This window comes from Qipengyuania mesophila, assembly GCF_019711655.1.
Lineage (GTDB): Bacteria > Pseudomonadota > Alphaproteobacteria > Sphingomonadales > Sphingomonadaceae > Qipengyuania > Qipengyuania mesophila.
Map to the genome: position 1 here is coordinate 852,038 of NZ_JAIGNU010000001.1, position 16,493 is coordinate 868,530.

The window sequence follows — 16,493 nt, forward strand, 5'->3', positions numbered from 1 at the left end:
TTGCGACATGATGACTTCCTCTTCGACTCGGATCAGAGGTCATTACGCATTCCGCTCTTGCTGCACTTTGATCGCCGTCACGCCGTATAAAATATACTGCCACACGCGGGCAGACTGTCACCCCGGACCGTGTCTTGTCCGGGGCTTTCGCCCTTCGCTCGGACTTGGTCAGGAGGTCCTGTGGCGCGGGTCGAGACGATTTCGGCCACCACGTTCAATTTGCATTTCTTGCTCGCTCCTGACTACTGTGCCGGTAAGGATCGAAATCTATGCCGACTGTCTCCGCTGTCGCGAAGTTTGTTGCGATCCCACTCCAATGACCGCGCTGGACCGCGATCGTCATCTTTGCTTCTTCCGCCATGGAAGCACTCCCCATCCGGACGCCGGTCACAAGAGAGAAGGCCTGATATGGATGAAGCGGAACGACTGAGCGCCTTATCATCGTTCTTCGCGTGCAGCGCGGCCGAGGCAAAGCGTCTCGACGACGCGATGAGGTTTGTGGTCTATCGCCACAATCAGGCCTTGATTCATCAGGGCGATCTCGGCGCCAAGGTGTGGATCGTCCTCGAGGGCCAGGCTCAGCTGAAAGTCATCGGTAGCGACGGACAGGTCCAACTGCTGATGGCGCACGGCCCTGGAGAACTTTTCGGCGCGTTGCCCAACGAACGGGTGTTCGTGTCAGACGTTATTGCCCGTGATGATATTGCCGTGCTTGAAATCTCCTCCAAGGATCTCGGTGCGCTGGTCCAAGAGGAGACACGGATCGGGAGCGGGCTCGCAATGATTCTCGCCCGACAATATCATGCCGCGCTCGATCGAATGGCGGCTCGCATCACTCTGTCGGCCACCGGCCGGGTCTGCGCAGAACTCCTTAACGCGGCAGGAAGTGGCGATTGTATCTCGCCGCCGCCGGTCGTCGCAGCATTGGGGCTGATGGCGCAGACGACCCGCGAGACTGCGTCACGGACCGTCAATGGCCTCGAACGTCGCGGCATCGTCCAGCGCGAAGCAGACAAGCTGACCATCGTGTCGCGCCGCATGCTCGAAGAGCTGATCGTCTAGCCAATACTCCAGATCGGCTCGCGGCCGGACGGCAGAAGCAGCTCGCCCAGCTCTTCGATCGTCCCGCCCCACCCAGCCCGGATCAACGCCATGGCCGTGGCTTCATCGGCAACGACCGTTCCGGGGGTCGCCACGGCGGCGAGACCCGCGGCGCGCTGCAACACGGGAGCGGAGGGATCATTCGGGTTGCATGGAGCGAGGACGATCGCAACCTGCGCGCCATCGCCGCCATCGGCCAGGTCCTTCGCCAGCTTTCCTGCCTCGGCGAGGTCGTCATGGAGGGACCAGTGCCCACCCAAATACCCATGCCGTTGCACGTCGCGCCGCGCGGGCGGCGTTCCTGCCGGCCCGTCGGCGTCGCGTGCCCAGACCAGTATCTGCAGCCGCTGGTGGGTCGGCGCCGACCTGAGCACTGTCTCGCCAGCACGGACGCCTTCGATGATCGTGAGTGGGCGGCCGCGGCCGCGCCACGATGCCAGTTGCGGGCGCAAACTCTCGCCTTTGCCCACCACGGTGATCGCGCCGGCCCGGCTCTCGAGCACTCGCGCGTTGCGGACCGCTCTTCCCATCGCGACCAGATCGGCATATTCGACCGCGAGCGGTAGCTCCGGATCGTCCAGCCCGTAAACCGTTGCGCTGGTTGCCTGCGCCAGCGCTGCGTCGAACCGCTCCAGCCAGTGATCGCCGAAAGCCGCTACCGAAAGCCGGCGGAACTGATCGATGGGAAGCGGCAGCACGACGTGCAGTTCAGCCGCGGGGCAATCGGCATCGCGCCAGGCGATGAAAGCCTCGGCGAACAGCAGGTCCGACCCGGCTGCGAGGGCGCCGTAGGCAAAGCCCGGTCTCTCGCTGGCGATGTAATGCTCGATTGCCTCGGAGACCGCGCGCGTATCGGGCGCGAGCCGGGCAATGCCGCTGAAATGAACGCTGGGCGGCGGGCGGTGCGCATCGAGCCAATTTGCACCCAGGCCCTTTTCGGCCAGGATCAGTTCGAATTGCGCGAGCGTTGCAGCATGATCTTCCCATGCCTGCGGCTGCCTTGCGATAGCCTCGCGCAGCGCTGCACGCGCTTCCTCCTCCCGATCGAGCAGCAGCAGCGCCTCGCTTCGCGTGGCCGCGCGCCAATAGGGGGTTTCGCCTTCCTCGGGGTCGGACTCGATCAGGTCGAGCACTTGTCGGGCGAACCGTTGCGCCTGCGCCGGCTTGCCGGCGAAGAGCGAAAGCGATGCGGCGTTGATCAGCGGATAGCTCGCTCCGGAAAGGCCCGCGGCCTTGGCGTAGAGTTGCGCCGACTGATCGAACAGCCGTGCGCGCTCCGCCCCAGTGGTCGCGCGTTTGGCCCGATCCTTGACCAGTCGCGCCTGCAAGCTGAGCGCTTTGTCATCGCTGTCGGAATCGAGCAGGCCGTGCTGCGCCATCAACGACCACGCCCGCTCGGGCGAACCGGAGCGGGCGAGGCGCAGGAGCTGTGTATACGGGCTGAGCAAGGTACTAGCGGCCAAGCGTCAGGCCACCAGGATCAGGCTGGAACCCGATGGCGGATGGATGCCACCGTGGTTCTTATCGTCCGTCAGGTGGTTGGCTCGTTCGCGATGCCGACGTTCTTGTTTGCGAACCGCTTCCTTTCGCTTGTGACGCGGATCCTTGAAAACAGGCGAAACACCGTCGGTATCGACGAAATCGAACATGATCGGCAATCGCGCGATTGCATGGTGATTATTGGCTCCGCCGATATCGGCAACTGCATCTGGGATATTGATTTCAAAGGAGCAAATGAGACCCGCCACACCATTGTTAGGATGGAGCTTGCATGCCCTGACGATCTTCTTGGAACCGTTGCGCTTTACGTTGAGATCGACAACCTTCTTATCGCCAAACACAGTTACCGGATTCGTGATGGGCAGTCGAACGAATACCAATCCTTCCGTGTTGGGCGCGAAGAGCATGTTGAAGTTTTCTCTAGCATGCATCTTGGTAACATCCTCCCATTCTTGTGTATTTGGCCCTTTTTCGATTTCAGCTGCTGCGGCTGACCGACTCATCGGATCACCCCGGAATTTGTAGACGTAGCCGAACACCGCAAAGCCATCTGCAGGTTGCTCCACCTGGAATAGATAGATGTTGTCGTATGTCTTTTCTGCCTTGCTCATCTCTCACTCCTCCAGCTTGGTGCGATAGTTCTCGAGGCTCGATCGCCAGTCCGCATGGTCGGGATCGAGGCGCGTCAGTTGCCGGGCGATGTCCATCGCCGTCGTCAGCATCGCGCGGCGGGTCGGGGGCGCTTCGAACGAGGCGAGATAGCCGTAAATTTCCATCCGCTGCGCCGTGATCTTGCGGTTATCCGGGTTTTGTGCCGCCAGTCGGTCGGTCAGTTGCAGCGTTTCGCGCCGCACGCCTTGCGCCTCGTCGCGCCGCCCCGCCTGTTCCAGCGCGACGCTGTGCCACATGAGGTTGAAGGCCAGGTCGTAGGGCGTACGTGATGCGACATCGTCCCGCTTCGCAAGCGCCTGCCCCAATTCGATAGCAATCCGACACTTGGTGAGCGTCTCTTCGTCGACTGCCTTGTTCAGGACATCGATCGCGCAGAGATTTCCGGCGACCAGCGTCGTCGTGCGCTGCCATTCGGTGTTTCGACTCTTCCACGCCTGCACCTTCGATAACAGCGTCCAGCTCTTCCGAAGATCGATCTCCGCTTGCTCGCCATTCCCTTCAGCCTGCGAGAGAACCGCCAGGCGATTGAGGCTCAACGCATGATCGAACTGACGCCCGGGATCGGTCGGGTCTTCGTCGAGCAGGCCGAGCGTCGTACGCGCCCGCTCCTCGAGATTGCGCCGCGCCAGGCCGAAGTCCTTGCGGGACATGGCGTCTTCGCCGAGCCTGCCAATTACCCGTGCCCGGCGCTCGAGGCTTTCGGGTGACAGCGATTCCAGGCTTTGCTGGTCCTCGTAATACGACAGCGCGCGCTTGTTCACGCGGGACATCACCGCAACCCCGGCCGCTCCGTCGAGATCCTCGCGCAGGTCGGTCAGCATGTATTCGATCAGCCCTTCGGCCTCGGCCTGCTGCCGCTGCGCTTCGCCGCGCGCCTTGAATGCGATTATCGTCATCACACCCATGGCTAGGGCAACCGCCGCGACCAGGCCCGTGACGGCCATCACGCGTCTCACCTGCCTTTGGCTGTCGCGCTGCACCAGCGCGTCGAGCGGGACACCTACCAAGCCGGCTACGACCTTGAGAAAACCGAGCCGCGCTCCATCCCCATTCTTGCGAAGGTCCGCCGCCAGCGGCTCTCCGCTGGCGCGCAGCGAAGCGGGCAAGGCCTCCTCCGGCTCACCGCGCAACAGCGCCGCCAGGATCGGCCGGTCGGGGTGCAGTTCGCGAAACAGTTCGATCTCGCGCGCAACCCAGCGTGAGAGTTTGGCATCGGGCGAACACAGAACGATCAGGGCCTGCGACGCGGCCAGCGCCTGCCGCACGACGGCCGAAAGATCCGTCGCCGCGGGAAGATCCTCGCGGTCGCGAAAAACCTTGCCGATCCGTCCATCCCGCATTCCTCCCTCAGAGGGCTGCCGCAAATGCCTTGGCAGGCGATAGTTTTCGAGTCGGCGATGCAGCCGCTGCGCCGCTAACTTGTCGGCGTGGCAATAGCTGAGGAAAGCTCGAAACGACGGCGTGGCGGAACTGGTTCCCTCGCTGGACCGCACTTGTTGGCCTCCGCGTACCGCTCAACATCCTTAGGTAGGCAAGCGCAAACTATAGTATCTCTAATCTGAATGCCATGGCCGTTCATTTGGCCGATGGACAATCTGTTGCTGGAGCAGCTTTATGCCTGACGTGAGAAGCCTTGGCTCTCGACGGGTTTTTAGTTCCCATTCGGTGCCGCTTCTGGCCATTGCGAATAGGCGGATATCAGAATCCACGAACTCCCCTTCACATAATCCACGATCTCTGATTTCTTGGAAAAGACGCCGTGATATTGATCATGAGCAGAAGATTCATCTTGTGTTGAAAATCAGATCGAATGGTCTCACGTCGTCTGAGGACGTAGGTGAGTTCTGACCGGTTGATTCTTGAGAGACAGCTCGATGCGTCCCAAACAGGACCCAAGCGCGCGAACAGCCGAACAGCCTTTCCGCAGTGAGTGTCGATTCTTGCTTCTGGAAGTGGTGGTGCCGCTTACAGGACTCGAACCTGTGACCCCATCATTACGAATGATGTGCTCTACCAACTGAGCTAAAGCGGCACTCGTCGCTGACAAGCGAGAAGTGGAGGCCCGAGCCTCCCCCAAACCGAAAGTTCGGAAGCCCCTGAATAGCCAGAGAGAATCACGAAACTAGCGGGTTGAGGCACGGCCCCTCCCCCTCCATCCGCCCCTCCGCCGGTATGGCTAAGGACGAAGGCCGGGGCTGAACCAGCGCCGCGCCCTATAGGCAGGATCGATGGTCGGGGCAAGCTGAGATGTGTTGAAGCATCGAGAGCGGACCCACCCGACTTATCCCCAAGCTGATAACGCCTTTCATGCCATCTCAATCTTGATCTGCGTTCCATATTCGTTCTTGATGTATTTATAGACCGGGTGAAGGTTTGATATGAGATTTACTGAAGAACAATTTAAACGCTTCGCAGCACCTCCATCGCAAACGGAACGCGACAAGATGCAGAATGCGGAGAGGGCGATTAAGAACGCTATTGCAGCAAGTGACAAATTGAAGGCCCGAAGCGTGCGCGTTTTCGCTCAGGGTTCATATCGCAATCGCGTCAATGTGCGCGCCGATAGCGATGTTGATATCGCGGTGGTCTGTAGCAACACCTTCTTTTGGGACGGACCTGATGGCTCAACTCGCGAAACCTTCGGCATTGTGCCCGCCACATACGACTTCGAAACTTTCCGGGCAGAGTTGGGCCAAGCCTTGATAGATTACTTCGGGCAAAGCGCAGTCGATGCTGGGGACAAGGCCTTCGATATAAAGGCCAACACGTATCGAGTTGATGCCGACGCGGCTCCATTCTTCGATCATCGCAGATACGACGACAGCGGACGATTCTTGGAAGGTGTCGAAATGCGAACCCGAAAGGGGAGGCGAATCATTAATTGGCCCGACCAGCATTACGATAATGGCGTGGCGAAGAACGACCGCACCGGAAGATCCTACAAAGGCTGCGTTAGAATTCTCAAGACCCTTCGCTATGCCATGCTCGCTGACGAAATTCCCTCAGCTGACGGCACCTCAAGCTTCTTGATGGAGTGTCTTATTTGGAATGTGCCGGACCAGTATCTAACCTATGGCTCTTGGTCTCAGTCTATGCGTGAGGCACTCGCCTACCTTTTCAACAACACTATGACTTACGAAAAGTGCGAGGAGTGGGGGGAGGTTAGTGAACTCAAGTATCTCTTCCGTGGCTCCCAAGCTTGGACTTGGGAGAGCGCGCATAAATTTCTTTCTGACTGTTGGGACTATGTAGGTTTCGAGTGATGATGACACGGCCGCAAATAACTGCGTTTCTGACGTTGTCCGTCACCTTCTGGGTAGGGCTACTGGCGCTCAAAGGAACTCCTTTGAGTTGGGAGATGCTCGCGCCATTCGGAACCGTTGTTGGGGCCGTATCTGGTGTCATGCTTCTCTTTGACGCGTGGGCATGGAAGCTACCGATCTTTAGAGGTTGGCTTATCAAGCGCCCCTATGTCCACGGAACATGGAAGGTCGAACTGCAGAGCGACTGGGTGAACCCGGAAACGAACGAAGGTGTTCCAACCATCCATTGCTTCTTAGTCGTGCGACAAACAGCTTCGCAGATAAGCCTTAGGCTAATTACGGAAGAGTCGAGTTCGGAGACTGTCTCAGCGGGTGTAGAAGCGTGCTCTGATGGAACATTCGAGATAAGCTGCGCCTATCGAAACAAGCCCAAATCGATGTATCGCTATCGTAGCCAAATCCACTACGGCGCGATGCTTTTAAGCGTGGAAAGCGCAACACCCACACGCCTCGAAGGAGAATATTGGACTGACCGAAAAACGACTGGATCAGTCACTCTCACGGATAGGAAATCAAAGACGCCGATGACATTCAACGAAGCGCAGGCGCTCTACCAGTCTTAGTGCGGCTAGAAACGTGAAGAAGCCCCGCCAGTAGGAGATTACCGGCGGGGCTTCTAGTTTCCCTCTGCATCGATCCTACGGGCTTAGACCGGGATGCGGAGGAGCCGGATAGCGTTCGGGTCGAGAACGCCCCCGCCCACGCGCTTGGTAGCGTAGAAATGGACGAAGGGCTTGTTGGTGAAGGGATCGCGCAGCAGCCGCAGCGAACTGTAACGATCATTCACCAAATACCCGGCCCGGAAGTCACCGAAGGCAATCGCGATATTGCCAGCCGTCGGCCCCGGCATACCTTCATCGATCTCAACCGGGCGGCCCAGCAGGGTGGCCGGTTGGCCAACGATAAGGCTTTCGCGCCAGATCAGATTGCCATCAGCGTCCTTGAGGCGGGTTAGCGCCGCAGCCGTAAGGCTAGAAAGAACCCAGGTGGCGTTCTGTCTATAAGGAGCGCCCAAGCCATACATGAAGTCGATGAGGGCATCGACCGCAACAGCTTCCTCGACCACTGTGAGGTTGCCGCCGGGGTGCGTCCCATCGTTCGCGCCGCCGGTGACGTAGGTCAGCAGACCGGCGGGCTGGTTGACCCCCGACCCGGAAAGGAAGGCGATGTTTTCCTGCCGGTTGAACTCGATACGAAGTGCATCAACAAGCCACGCACCGATGTCGATCGCAGCATCATCGAGGATGCGCTGCGTTGCAGCCGGGTTGGCGTAGATTTCGCCAGCCGCGAAGGTGATCGGATCGAAGGTGGGGTTCGAGGTCTGCGGACGGGCCGCAGTCTCGCCTACCCAACCGCTGCCCGGATTGCCCGACTGCCAGAGAGTGGTGAATGCGCCCACGGAGGTCGTCATAACCTTGGCGAGCTTCCGCATGGGCGAGGTCGTCACCTGCTGCTTGGAAATCTCCCGGTCCCACTCGATAGGTGCAAGCAAGCCGCCATTCGCGTCGGAGCCGACTGAAAGCGCCGCTTGGATCGCAGCGCGGTCGCCCGCACTCTGAAGCTCGGACAGCTTCGCTTCGCCGTCGCCCTTGCGGATGAAGCTGGCGAACGCCTTGGTGTAGTCCGGCTCGACCGGAAGCATGGCGCTGGCACCGGGGGTCGACAAGACATTGCGGTCGAGTTGGCCCTGCATCGCATTCATTGCAGTGGACAGGTTATCGACGTGCTCGCGAACATCGTTGATGTTGTCGTCATGCCGCTGGCGAAGGTCGCCAATCGCGCCGTTGATCTGCGCAAAAAGCTGCTGAGGGGTTTCCTCAGCGCGAACCGCGCCACGCAGGGCGCGAGGTAGGTTGAAATGTTGCATCGGTAGCTCCGAAAACGAATGTGGTGAGGGGATCGAGGCCGGATGCCTCAACCCGTTTTCGGCAGCGTCGCGTCTTGCCTGATCTCGCGCTCTCCCCGGCAGCGTCAGAGCTTGGCGGGCAAGGCGTTCGATCTAGGGTGAGGTTCGGTTGTATATAGTTCAAAGAGAAGCAATAAGTCGGAGCCTGAAGCCTATTTACGGGGGACCAATGGATTACAATTTAGAGCGCAAGTTGCGGTTCAACGCCAAGACTGAAACTGGATTATATCCATGGGCGATCCGAGAGGTTTCTGAAGATGGAAAGGAAGGCCGGGACAAAATACCATGGACCTTCTCACACTCTTTCGTGGCAACTGAATTATCTCTTCACGAACGGAGCGCAGTGGAGAGCAAATTTGACGATGGCGGTTCATGGATACGTGCTGCCCTCGAACCGGAAAGCGTCAGGCGATATGGAAAACCCAAGTATTCGATGTTTGGGACTTCACGGCCCATTGAAGACATCTTCTTGGTCATTCGGCCCATCGCCGACAATGCAGAAGCAGATGTTGGAGCACGCGCAGCGAGCGCCTCGGCGTGGCCTAGCAGGACTGATACCGATCCGATGTGGGGACAAGAGTTCTCCGATATGATCCAGTTCGACCTAGCTGTTCCTAAGGCTGAATTCGATTTGATCTCCCAGAGGATTGCAGCTGATCAAATCGGCGCGGCTCGTTTCGATTGCCACGCACGTGGGTTCTATGCGGAGTGGACGCCTGACATAGACGCGGACGAATACAAGGTACTTTGCTCGGAACAACGCGGCCAAGACATTGAGATGCCCGAAGACAGCGACATCGATTTGCCTAGGGTGGGGAAGGTTTGGGATGCCACGTTTTCGATCAGCAAGGCGGTCAAGCCCCACTCAATAATCGAACGGATGCAAAAGGAAGTCGTATCAGAGGACGAAGTCTATGACTCCGATTGGGGTGGATCTGATTTGCCGGCCCCTACTCCCGATCCTCGATGGGTCGCGCCATTTTACAAAGAGCTCAAAGACCTCAAGATGCTTGTCGGAGCAATGATTGTGCTACTGATGCTAATCCTGTTTTTTGCTTGAGGCTGGTTGAGATCCGATCGCGATTATCGGGAGCTTCTTGAGGGATAGGGTGAGCGCCTTGGCCTCCCGTCTCGTATAGCCGGAGCGGGTCAGTGCTTTTTCGATTTCGCGCGGGGGAAGCGGGGCGCTGAGTTCGTCCAATAGCTCTAGCACCCGGCGGCGGACCTTAAACGGCTCGGCTTGGAGGCGGTCCCCTATCGAGAGGTTGGGCCGGGTCATTGGATCGTCTCTGCTACAAGGGGCTGACCGGCTTCAATCACATCGAGTGCGGCCCGGAGCCACCCGATCCCCGCATCCTTGTTGCCGGACATGAGGATGGTCGAAGCGTCCAACGCACCATAGAGCGCGGCGATAGCTACATCTTCGTTGTCTGCGCCCGGTTCGATCCGGCACTTCTCGGCCAGCGAGAGATGCAGGCCGTGGATCATGGCGATTACCTCCCCGCGCGTGGCGAGGGCTTCGGGTTCAATCATCATCGTCAGTCTCCTGTGGCTTGGGGAAGTTGATGAGGTTGGTGTCGTAGTTTTCGCGGTCGGCTTCATTGGCCTTGTTGTGTGCGCGACGGACAGCGGCTTTCTGGTTGCTCCCGCCTTCCAAGGCGCGGGTGTGGATGCCGAGTGAGCGGCGCATCGAAAGGATCGAATTGTGCAGCCCGGTCGTCACTTTGACGCGGGGGTTCGGGTAAGCGTTGCCGTGGCTGTTCACGAGCACGGAGCCTTCCCGCGCGATGGCCTTCTGTTCGTTGTCGAGGGCGATCAGATTGCGGGCGAGCGAGACAAGCAAACGGATGCGATGGCTGGTCAGTTCGCTCTTGCTGTGTTCTTCGCAAAGCTCGACGAAAACGCGCCGCTCGGCGGCGGTCAGGGTCAGGCCAGCGGGCAAGGTGATTTTCTTCCCACCGGCCACCATCGCGGCAGCAACTCCGGCTTGACTATCCACGCGAGTGCGACGGGGCTTTTTGGGCTTATCGGTCATGGTCTTCTCCTCAAAATTCGTGATGTTTCTGCACCCTTGCGAGTTTCTTCGTGATCGCCGCCGGTCTTGGGGTGGGCCGTGCTTAGACTTCCCTGACCCCCCTCCCGGTCACCGGGCTGGCGCACCCGATACTTGCGAGCGAGGGGGTTCCAGATGAGGTCCGGGTGGCGGGCTGCGGCCTGACGCAGATTGTGGGGAAGCTCGCGCGCAAAAGCTCGAACCGCCTCCTCCTTCACCTCATCGCCTCGCAGTCGATGCCACGGTTTCTCCCACCCTGCTGGATCGAGGGGGATGGAGGGGCCAAGGCCTTTCCAGTCCCGCACTGTCATGCCGGGATGGCGGCGCAGGAAGGCTTCTAGATTGGAGCGATCCGGCTCACCCCTGCCCGCAATGAGGGAAGCGATATGCTCCTCAAAATCAGCAATGTCGTTCATGGAATGTTCCACATCTCTTTCCTCTGTTTCGGGGGCGTTCCCCGTTCCCCGATTAGGGGGGCGTTTCTAATTAGCTCGGCTCTATCCCCTTCTCCCTTCTCTCCCGTTCTCCTCGCGTAAATTATTTCGGGGGGTATATCGGGGAACGGGGAACGCCTTCGTGGTAGTCGTTTCCTTCTACATTGGAGGCTCGAAACCCAGCTCCTTCAGTGTCTTAAGTCGATCCTCCAGTTGGCCCCACGTCGCCCCCGGCTCCGGCACGAAGTTGAACACAACCGTCGCCTTCTCTCCGCGCCGCCCTCCGATCTTGGGCCGCGCATCGCCTTTCCAGATAGTCAGTCCCTCGACCGCCTCCAGTTCATCGATAATCAGGCGCTCTTTTTCGAGGTTCGCATGGCCCAGATCGATGCCGCGCTTGCCGGCGATCCAAGCGCGAATATCGCTCACGCGGCAGACCGTTGGATCCATGTCCGCGAACTCCTCACCGAAGTCGCGCGCGAACAATCGCCCTTCCGACTTATTCTCAGCGACAATCGCTCGCTTCGCAGCGGTGGCCGGGGGACGCTCGCCTTTCTTCACGGCATGGTCGCGAGCAAATTCTTCGGCCCACGCCCGGATGATCCCTAGACCCCCGGCATTGAGCCATGCGTAGAGGTCACCCCAGTCGGCCCGGTCACGAAGCTCCTCCGTCACCGTAGGCACGAGCCAGCGCCGATCCTCATCGGGCAGGAACAGCGCCTTCCTTGAGTTCGAACAGGCGGCGATCACCGACCAATTCTTGATCCGGTATGGTCGCACGTGCTTCTCGTTGATCTCGATTTCATCATCAGTGATGAAATTCTTGAGGTGGTCGTAAACCTTCGCATTTCCGTTCGTGTATATCTCGTTGACGAATACCAGGAGCCGCCCGTTCGCCCACGAGTTGAACTGGCTCTCGAATGCGTTCTGGCCGGGGAAGGCGACGTTGCCCTCGCCCAATAGGCCGGAGAGGATCACGCCCAAGGTCGATTTGCCGACGCCCTGCGTCTTGGAAATCAGGAGCAGCGAATAGTGCATCCGAATGTCCCGGCGCGCGATTAGCGTGGCTATCCAGCGCATGACCTCGAACCGCTCACCCTCGATAGGGAACAGGTGCTCTAGGTAAGCGAAAAACGGTGCAGGATCGCCAGCGGTCGCCGCGATGGGGGAAGGCTCATAGGCGTTCCAAACCATCCTCCCGCCATCGGTTAGCGGCCCCGGAGGCCGGTCGGGGCTATATATCCGCGCATCGCAAACGCACTGCGGCTGCTGCGTGATAAGGCTATAGGTGTCGGGCGTGTCAGAGCGCGGCCTGACGCTATCGTTGAACGGCTTCTTATCCATCGCGCGTGCTGGGTGCGATCGATGGAAAACTTGCTGCGTCTCGGTCACGACCGCGATGCTTTCGATGAACGCTTGTCGCAGGACCGGGACGGAGCGCATCCGCCCTTCCCGATCTGGCATTCGAACTAGGTCAGTCGCTCGATCATAGGAGTGAAGGCAATCCGCATAAGACGGGCCGATGTAATTGCCCTCTTCATCCATTAGGCTAGGCGGTGTCGGATCGCCGCAATCGAAGCGCGCCGGGTGATCTTCCCCGAAGCGGAGCATGAAGGTTGGGCAGGTGAAGAAGCGCGAGGCTTGAGCCGCGACGCGCACCCCGCCCCCATCGTTATCCGCGACCACGATCACCGTGCTCCAGCCCATCTTTGCGAGGCCTTCCCAATCGGATCGATTGAGCGCCCAGATGCCGCCGATCCAGCCGATGTGGTGGCCGTATCGCATTTCCTCGAACCACGGGAACGTGTCCGAAGGGATCGCGCCTGCAATCATGCGCTGCATCCGCTTCGCTGCCTTCGCGCCTTCGTGAATGTAGAGAACGGCTTTGTCCTTCGCGCCGAGGATACCCCAGAACGGCATGACCTCCGGCTCGATCTTGCGCCACTGACCATCGGACCAGCGTGTCCAAGGTATGAAGCCCTTGCCCCCGTCCTTCGTTTCGTAACGCTGATGAACCAACACAATCTGGCCCTTGAGGTTGTGACAGATGAAGGTGTTCGGATCGGACATCACGACACCGGGCGGATTATCCGGGAGCGCCAGCATCGCAGTAGGCTTCGGCAGGTTCGCCTCGGCAAGCGCCTCGGTTATCTGCTCGGCCAGCTTTTCCTCCGGCGCTTCGGCCACGCCCCAAGCGGAGATGCCCTTGGCCGAGAACTTGTAGCCGCCGACCGGCTTGGGATAGCCTTCCACTTCACGCGAGATGGACGCGCTTCCTAGGTTCGTGACCTCTGCACCCGCGTCTCGCAGGAATTTGAGTAGGACGGAAGGCAGCAGCCCGTTGTCGCTCGTTTCCTTCTGAATCGGATCGGCCGCAAAAGGGGGCTGGCTTCGGTGAGCTGCGCCCTCTGACCCCTCCCCCGGGTCAGGGGGCGTTTCATTCTTACTCGCCATCATCCGGCTCCCCCACGACTGCTGCCGCATCCTCGATCATGCGAGCGATCCGCGCCCGGAGGTTGCGAACGTCGATGATGATGGCTTCCCGGATCATCGATCCCGAGCAGTAGCCGGTGGTCAGGTCGAACTCGTCAAAGTTGACCGCGAACCGATTGCCGTTGTCGAGCGTCACCAGTGCGAGGCGTTCGGCTTCCGGGTTGGCGACGATGCCGCGATGAAGCCGGGTGGCCCGGTCGCCAGCGAGCCGCACGGAGTAGCCTTCGGCCTTCAGCGATTGCTGGTGATCGAGGGCGATAAGCTCCGGCTCACCGTAGCGAAGCTGGCCAGCAAACGGGTCCGGGCGGAAACCTCCCGCTGCCGCCTGATCGCTCTCGGCCTGACGGTCGAATGAGGGGTGGCCCTGCTTCACGATATTGCAGGCGGCTTTGCGATAGAATTGGGTCATATTTCGCTCCTTTCGAGCGTCCTTATTTTGCCTAAGCACTTCAATTCGAAGCACTAATTCCGAAGAATTTTTGCCTAGGCTCTCGGCCCGACTTTCGGATTGGTGAGGTCGCGCACCGGGAGGCGGAATTGCTGCGCCCATGCGAGCATTTGCCCCCAAGCGACGCTCTTGCAGGAATAGGATCGCGGCTCCCCGGCCCCGGCTAGGCGAGGCTCGATAGCGAACACGTAGAAAACACCATCCCGGCTGATTTCGCAGAAGGGGCCATCGTATGGCGGGTGTGCCTCTTCCTCACTCTGCATCGCAATACTTGAGGTTGCCGACGCGGCGCGAAACGCCATCGGGCCGGGCATTGGTTAGGCGGTCGATGTAGGCATCAATCGAAGCGACCACGAACAGGCGCTTGTTGTCGAGGAACACACCCTCAATCTCACCACGATTGAAGAGGTCATAGAGCTTGCTATCGCCAATGTTCCCGAGCAATTCGCGCGCTTTGTGGCGGTCAACTAGCCGGGGTCTGAAATCATCCATTTGTCGTGTCCTTTCGTTGGAACGACAGACGAATTGCGCCAGCGGAGAGGGAGATTAGCGGCTAATCACCCTGAAAAAGTTAGCGCGCCTTGGGTTTGGGCTTCAGATAGTCCTCAAAGGTTGCGTAGCTGATCGAGTTGGCGATGCCGGTTGCATCTTCCACACAAACAATCCGATCATCGGGATCGCGAAAGAGGAGCCACTTTCCGTTAAGCAGGGAAAGCGGCTCCTCGCACGGTCCCTCCTCATCGAGCGAACGCTTGCGTGGAAGGCTGCGAAACTTGGCTAGCTTTGTTTTCGGGCCGTGCTCTTGAAGGTGCGCGGCAAGCTCTCGCTGCCAGTTCACCCCCGGCTCAGTGGTCTTGCGGCGCTTCTTGCTCGCATTCCGGCGCGAGGCATCAGCATACTCGTGAAGCAAATCCATCAGCGCCATCAGCAACGGCTCGTCTGCCTCGCGCCCCAATTCGCGCAATCGCTCCTGACCATCGGGATGCCAGATGAATTCTTCCAGCCACTCTTTGCGTATCGTGTGACCGGCTCGTGACGCTTGGTAGAGTTCTTCCATCAACTCATCTTCGGTCACTGTCCGCGCCCTTTCCTAATCGGCACTACGTCCGCGCCATCACTTCCGTCGCAGAACGATCCCCACGCCTCCATCATCTCCCGGCGCTTGTCGAAGAAGGTTGTGCGCCGATAGGCGGCTTCAACGGCATTGGGGACAGCGTGCGCCAGCGCGGCTTCCGCAATCTCACCCGGCATCGACATTTGCTCCGCAGCCCAATCGCGGAAACTGGACCGCATACCGTGGACGGTGAACGGCTCCTTCATGTCCCGCAAAATCTTCGTCAGCGTCATGTCGCTTAGGGGCTTGCCTGTCGCGCCGGGGAACACGAGGCTATCGGCTTTCAGGTCAGCCTTCGGCATTACGCGCGCCGCCTTCAAAACCGCTATGGCCTCCGGCGATAGGGGGATGCGATGCGGGCGCTTCATCTTCATTCGCTCGGCTGGGACCGTCCAAACTCCCGCCTTGAAGTCAATCTCCCGCCACGTGGCCCCGCGCGTTTCACCGGAGCGCGTGGCCGTAAGGATCACCGTCTGCAATGCGAGCGATCCCATTGTCTTCTTCTGAGTGAGCTTCGCCATGAACTCCGGCACCTGGGTGTAGGGCATCGCCGCGAAGTTCTTGTTGCGGGGCTGCGCCGGAAGGCGGTCGGTGATCGCTCGGGCGAGTGTCGTTTCCAGCAGCGCACCGTCCGGGCGAGCAAAGCGCAACGTTCGCAGGATCAAATCGCGCGTTCGCACCGCTGTCTCCGGCTTCGTGGTCCAGATCGGGCGCAGCGCCTCGGCAATATTGTCGGCATCGACCGATTGCACCTGTAGCTTACCAAGGCTGGGGAATGCATATTTCTCCAACCGGCTAATCGCTTGCTGCCGCGACTTTCCGCTGATCTCTCGCTGTTCGATGAATTCGAGAGCGACTTCATTGAAGAAGCGAGCCATCGGAGGGGATGGCTTCCAAAGCGTCAGAGGATCGCGGCCCTCGGCAATCGCAAGTCGCACCTCTCTGCACCGCTCACGCGCTTTCGCCAGCGAGATGACGCTGGCACTTCCCAGTCCGATGTCCCGGCGCTTCCCGTTATGGCGCACTCTCGCCAACCACGAGCGCGATCCGGTCTTGCGGACCTCCAAGAGCAGACAATCACCATCGTGATGCCTCCCCGGCCCTAGCGCCTGAACCGCCTTCGCTGTGAGCTTACCCATACCGCTCGCCTCCGTGTTCTAAGAGGAGATCGCCCCCCTCCATCTCCCCCTCCTTATCGCGCAGTAAGGGAGAAAAGGGAACAAAAGATTTCAGGCACACGAATGGCGGAAACCCGCGTATTTGCGTGTCAAAATCGGAAGAATACGAAAGGGAGAAAAAGGGGAAATGGAGGCCCGAGCCGGAATCGAACCGGCGTGCAAGGATTTGCAGTCCTCTGCGTAACCACTCCGCCATCGGGCCTCGCCCGCCCTCTCAGACGGGAAGCGGCGCACTAGCGATTCTCCGGAACAAAGGCAATCGCCTCGTGAC

At 59.6% G+C, this 16,493-nt stretch carries 17 protein-coding genes, 2 tRNA genes and 1 pseudogene; 4 read left to right on the plus strand and 16 right to left on the minus strand.

The window, feature by feature from the left end; genetic code table 11:
- Nucleotides 1–408 precede the first annotated feature (408 nt).
- On the plus strand, nt 409–1,062 hold the full coding sequence (locus K3181_RS04220; RefSeq protein ID WP_221601075.1) for a Crp/Fnr family transcriptional regulator: 654 nt from the start codon (nt 409–411) through the stop codon (nt 1,060–1,062).
- On the opposite strand, the gene K3181_RS04225 is transcribed toward K3181_RS04220, so the two are convergent.
- From K3181_RS04225 to K3181_RS04240, 4 genes are all read right to left on the minus strand, one after another.
- Nucleotides 1,059–2,564 carry a tetratricopeptide repeat-containing protein gene (locus K3181_RS04225; RefSeq protein WP_221601077.1) on the minus strand — a complete coding sequence of 502 codons (1,506 nt, stop codon included), beginning with the start codon at nt 2,562–2,564 and terminating at the stop codon, nt 1,059–1,061. The genes K3181_RS04220 and K3181_RS04225 overlap by 4 nt on opposite strands.
- Before the next feature lie 3 nt (nt 2,565–2,567).
- A complete protein-coding gene (locus K3181_RS04230) occupies nt 2,568–3,212 on the minus strand; it encodes a hypothetical protein (protein WP_221601079.1) in 645 nt (214 codons plus the stop codon).
- Nucleotides 3,213–3,215: 3 nt separating this feature from the next.
- Nucleotides 3,216–4,766 carry a toll/interleukin-1 receptor domain-containing protein gene (locus K3181_RS04235; RefSeq protein ID WP_221601080.1) on the minus strand — a complete coding sequence of 517 codons (1,551 nt, stop codon included), beginning with the start codon at nt 4,764–4,766 and terminating at the stop codon, nt 3,216–3,218.
- A 463-nt stretch (nt 4,767–5,229) separates the two neighbouring features.
- Nucleotides 5,230–5,305 (minus strand) — tRNA-Thr (locus K3181_RS04240).
- 346 nt (nt 5,306–5,651) lie between these two features.
- On the opposite strand from K3181_RS04240, the gene K3181_RS04245 reads away from it, so the two are divergent.
- Both K3181_RS04245 and K3181_RS04250 read left to right on the plus strand, forming a co-directional pair.
- The gene (locus K3181_RS04245; RefSeq protein WP_221601082.1) at nt 5,652–6,536 is read left to right on the plus strand and encodes a nucleotidyltransferase domain-containing protein; all 885 of its coding nucleotides are present in this window, start codon (nt 5,652–5,654) and stop codon (nt 6,534–6,536) included.
- Nucleotides 6,536–7,159, plus strand: coding sequence for a Cap15 family cyclic dinucleotide receptor domain-containing protein (locus tag K3181_RS04250; RefSeq protein ID WP_221601084.1), 624 nt, complete (start codon nt 6,536–6,538; stop codon nt 7,157–7,159). Before K3181_RS04245 ends, K3181_RS04250 begins: the two co-directional genes overlap by 1 nt.
- 83 nt (nt 7,160–7,242) lie before the next feature.
- Here K3181_RS04250 and K3181_RS04255 read toward each other — a convergent pair whose 3' ends face one another.
- Nucleotides 7,243–8,463 (minus strand): phage major capsid protein, encoded by a 1,221-nt coding sequence (locus K3181_RS04255; RefSeq protein WP_221601086.1) that lies wholly within the window; start codon nt 8,461–8,463, stop codon nt 7,243–7,245.
- A 208-nt stretch (nt 8,464–8,671) separates the two neighbouring features.
- On the opposite strand from K3181_RS04255, the gene K3181_RS04260 reads away from it, so the two are divergent.
- The gene (locus tag K3181_RS04260; RefSeq protein WP_221601088.1) at nt 8,672–9,562 is read left to right on the plus strand and encodes a hypothetical protein; all 891 of its coding nucleotides are present in this window, start codon (nt 8,672–8,674) and stop codon (nt 9,560–9,562) included.
- On the opposite strand, the gene K3181_RS04265 is transcribed toward K3181_RS04260, so the two are convergent.
- The 11 genes and pseudogenes from K3181_RS04265 to K3181_RS04310 form a co-directional block, all read right to left on the minus strand.
- Entirely contained in the window at nt 9,542–9,781 is a 240-nt protein-coding gene (locus K3181_RS04265; RefSeq protein WP_221601090.1) for a hypothetical protein, read from the minus strand. The genes K3181_RS04260 and K3181_RS04265 overlap by 21 nt on opposite strands.
- Complete coding sequence (locus tag K3181_RS04270) at nt 9,778–10,038, minus strand: hypothetical protein (RefSeq protein WP_221601092.1); 261 nt, start codon at nt 10,036–10,038, stop codon at nt 9,778–9,780. Before K3181_RS04270 ends, K3181_RS04265 begins: the two co-directional genes overlap by 4 nt.
- A complete protein-coding gene (locus K3181_RS04275; protein WP_221601094.1) occupies nt 10,028–10,537 on the minus strand; it encodes a hypothetical protein in 510 nt (169 codons plus the stop codon). Before K3181_RS04275 ends, K3181_RS04270 begins: the two co-directional genes overlap by 11 nt.
- Entirely contained in the window at nt 10,534–10,971 is a 438-nt protein-coding gene (locus K3181_RS04280; protein WP_221601096.1) for a hypothetical protein, read from the minus strand. Before K3181_RS04280 ends, K3181_RS04275 begins: the two co-directional genes overlap by 4 nt.
- 177 nt (nt 10,972–11,148) lie before the next feature.
- Nucleotides 11,149–13,443, minus strand: a complete 2,295-nt coding sequence (locus tag K3181_RS04285; protein WP_221601099.1) for a DUF5906 domain-containing protein — start codon at nt 13,441–13,443, stop codon at nt 11,149–11,151.
- Nucleotides 13,433–13,891 carry a hypothetical protein gene (locus K3181_RS04290; RefSeq protein ID WP_221601101.1) on the minus strand — a complete coding sequence of 153 codons (459 nt, stop codon included), beginning with the start codon at nt 13,889–13,891 and terminating at the stop codon, nt 13,433–13,435. Before K3181_RS04290 ends, K3181_RS04285 begins: the two co-directional genes overlap by 11 nt.
- A 291-nt stretch (nt 13,892–14,182) precedes the next feature.
- Nucleotides 14,183–14,422, minus strand: coding sequence for a helix-turn-helix domain-containing protein (locus tag K3181_RS04295; protein ID WP_221601103.1), 240 nt, complete (start codon nt 14,420–14,422; stop codon nt 14,183–14,185).
- Nucleotides 14,423–14,501: 79 nt separating this feature from the next.
- A complete protein-coding gene (locus K3181_RS04300; protein WP_221601105.1) occupies nt 14,502–15,005 on the minus strand; it encodes a hypothetical protein in 504 nt (167 codons plus the stop codon).
- The gene (locus K3181_RS04305; RefSeq protein WP_247714858.1) at nt 15,002–15,922 is read right to left on the minus strand and encodes a tyrosine-type recombinase/integrase; all 921 of its coding nucleotides are present in this window, start codon (nt 15,920–15,922) and stop codon (nt 15,002–15,004) included. Before K3181_RS04305 ends, K3181_RS04300 begins: the two co-directional genes overlap by 4 nt.
- 36 nt (nt 15,923–15,958) lie before the next feature.
- Nucleotides 15,959–16,183: pseudogene (locus K3181_RS15830) on the minus strand (Arm DNA-binding domain-containing protein); the annotation flags it as partial.
- Between the two features lie 167 nt (nt 16,184–16,350).
- A tRNA-Cys gene (locus tag K3181_RS04310) sits at nt 16,351–16,424 on the minus strand.
- Nucleotides 16,425–16,493: the final 69 nt, after the last annotated feature.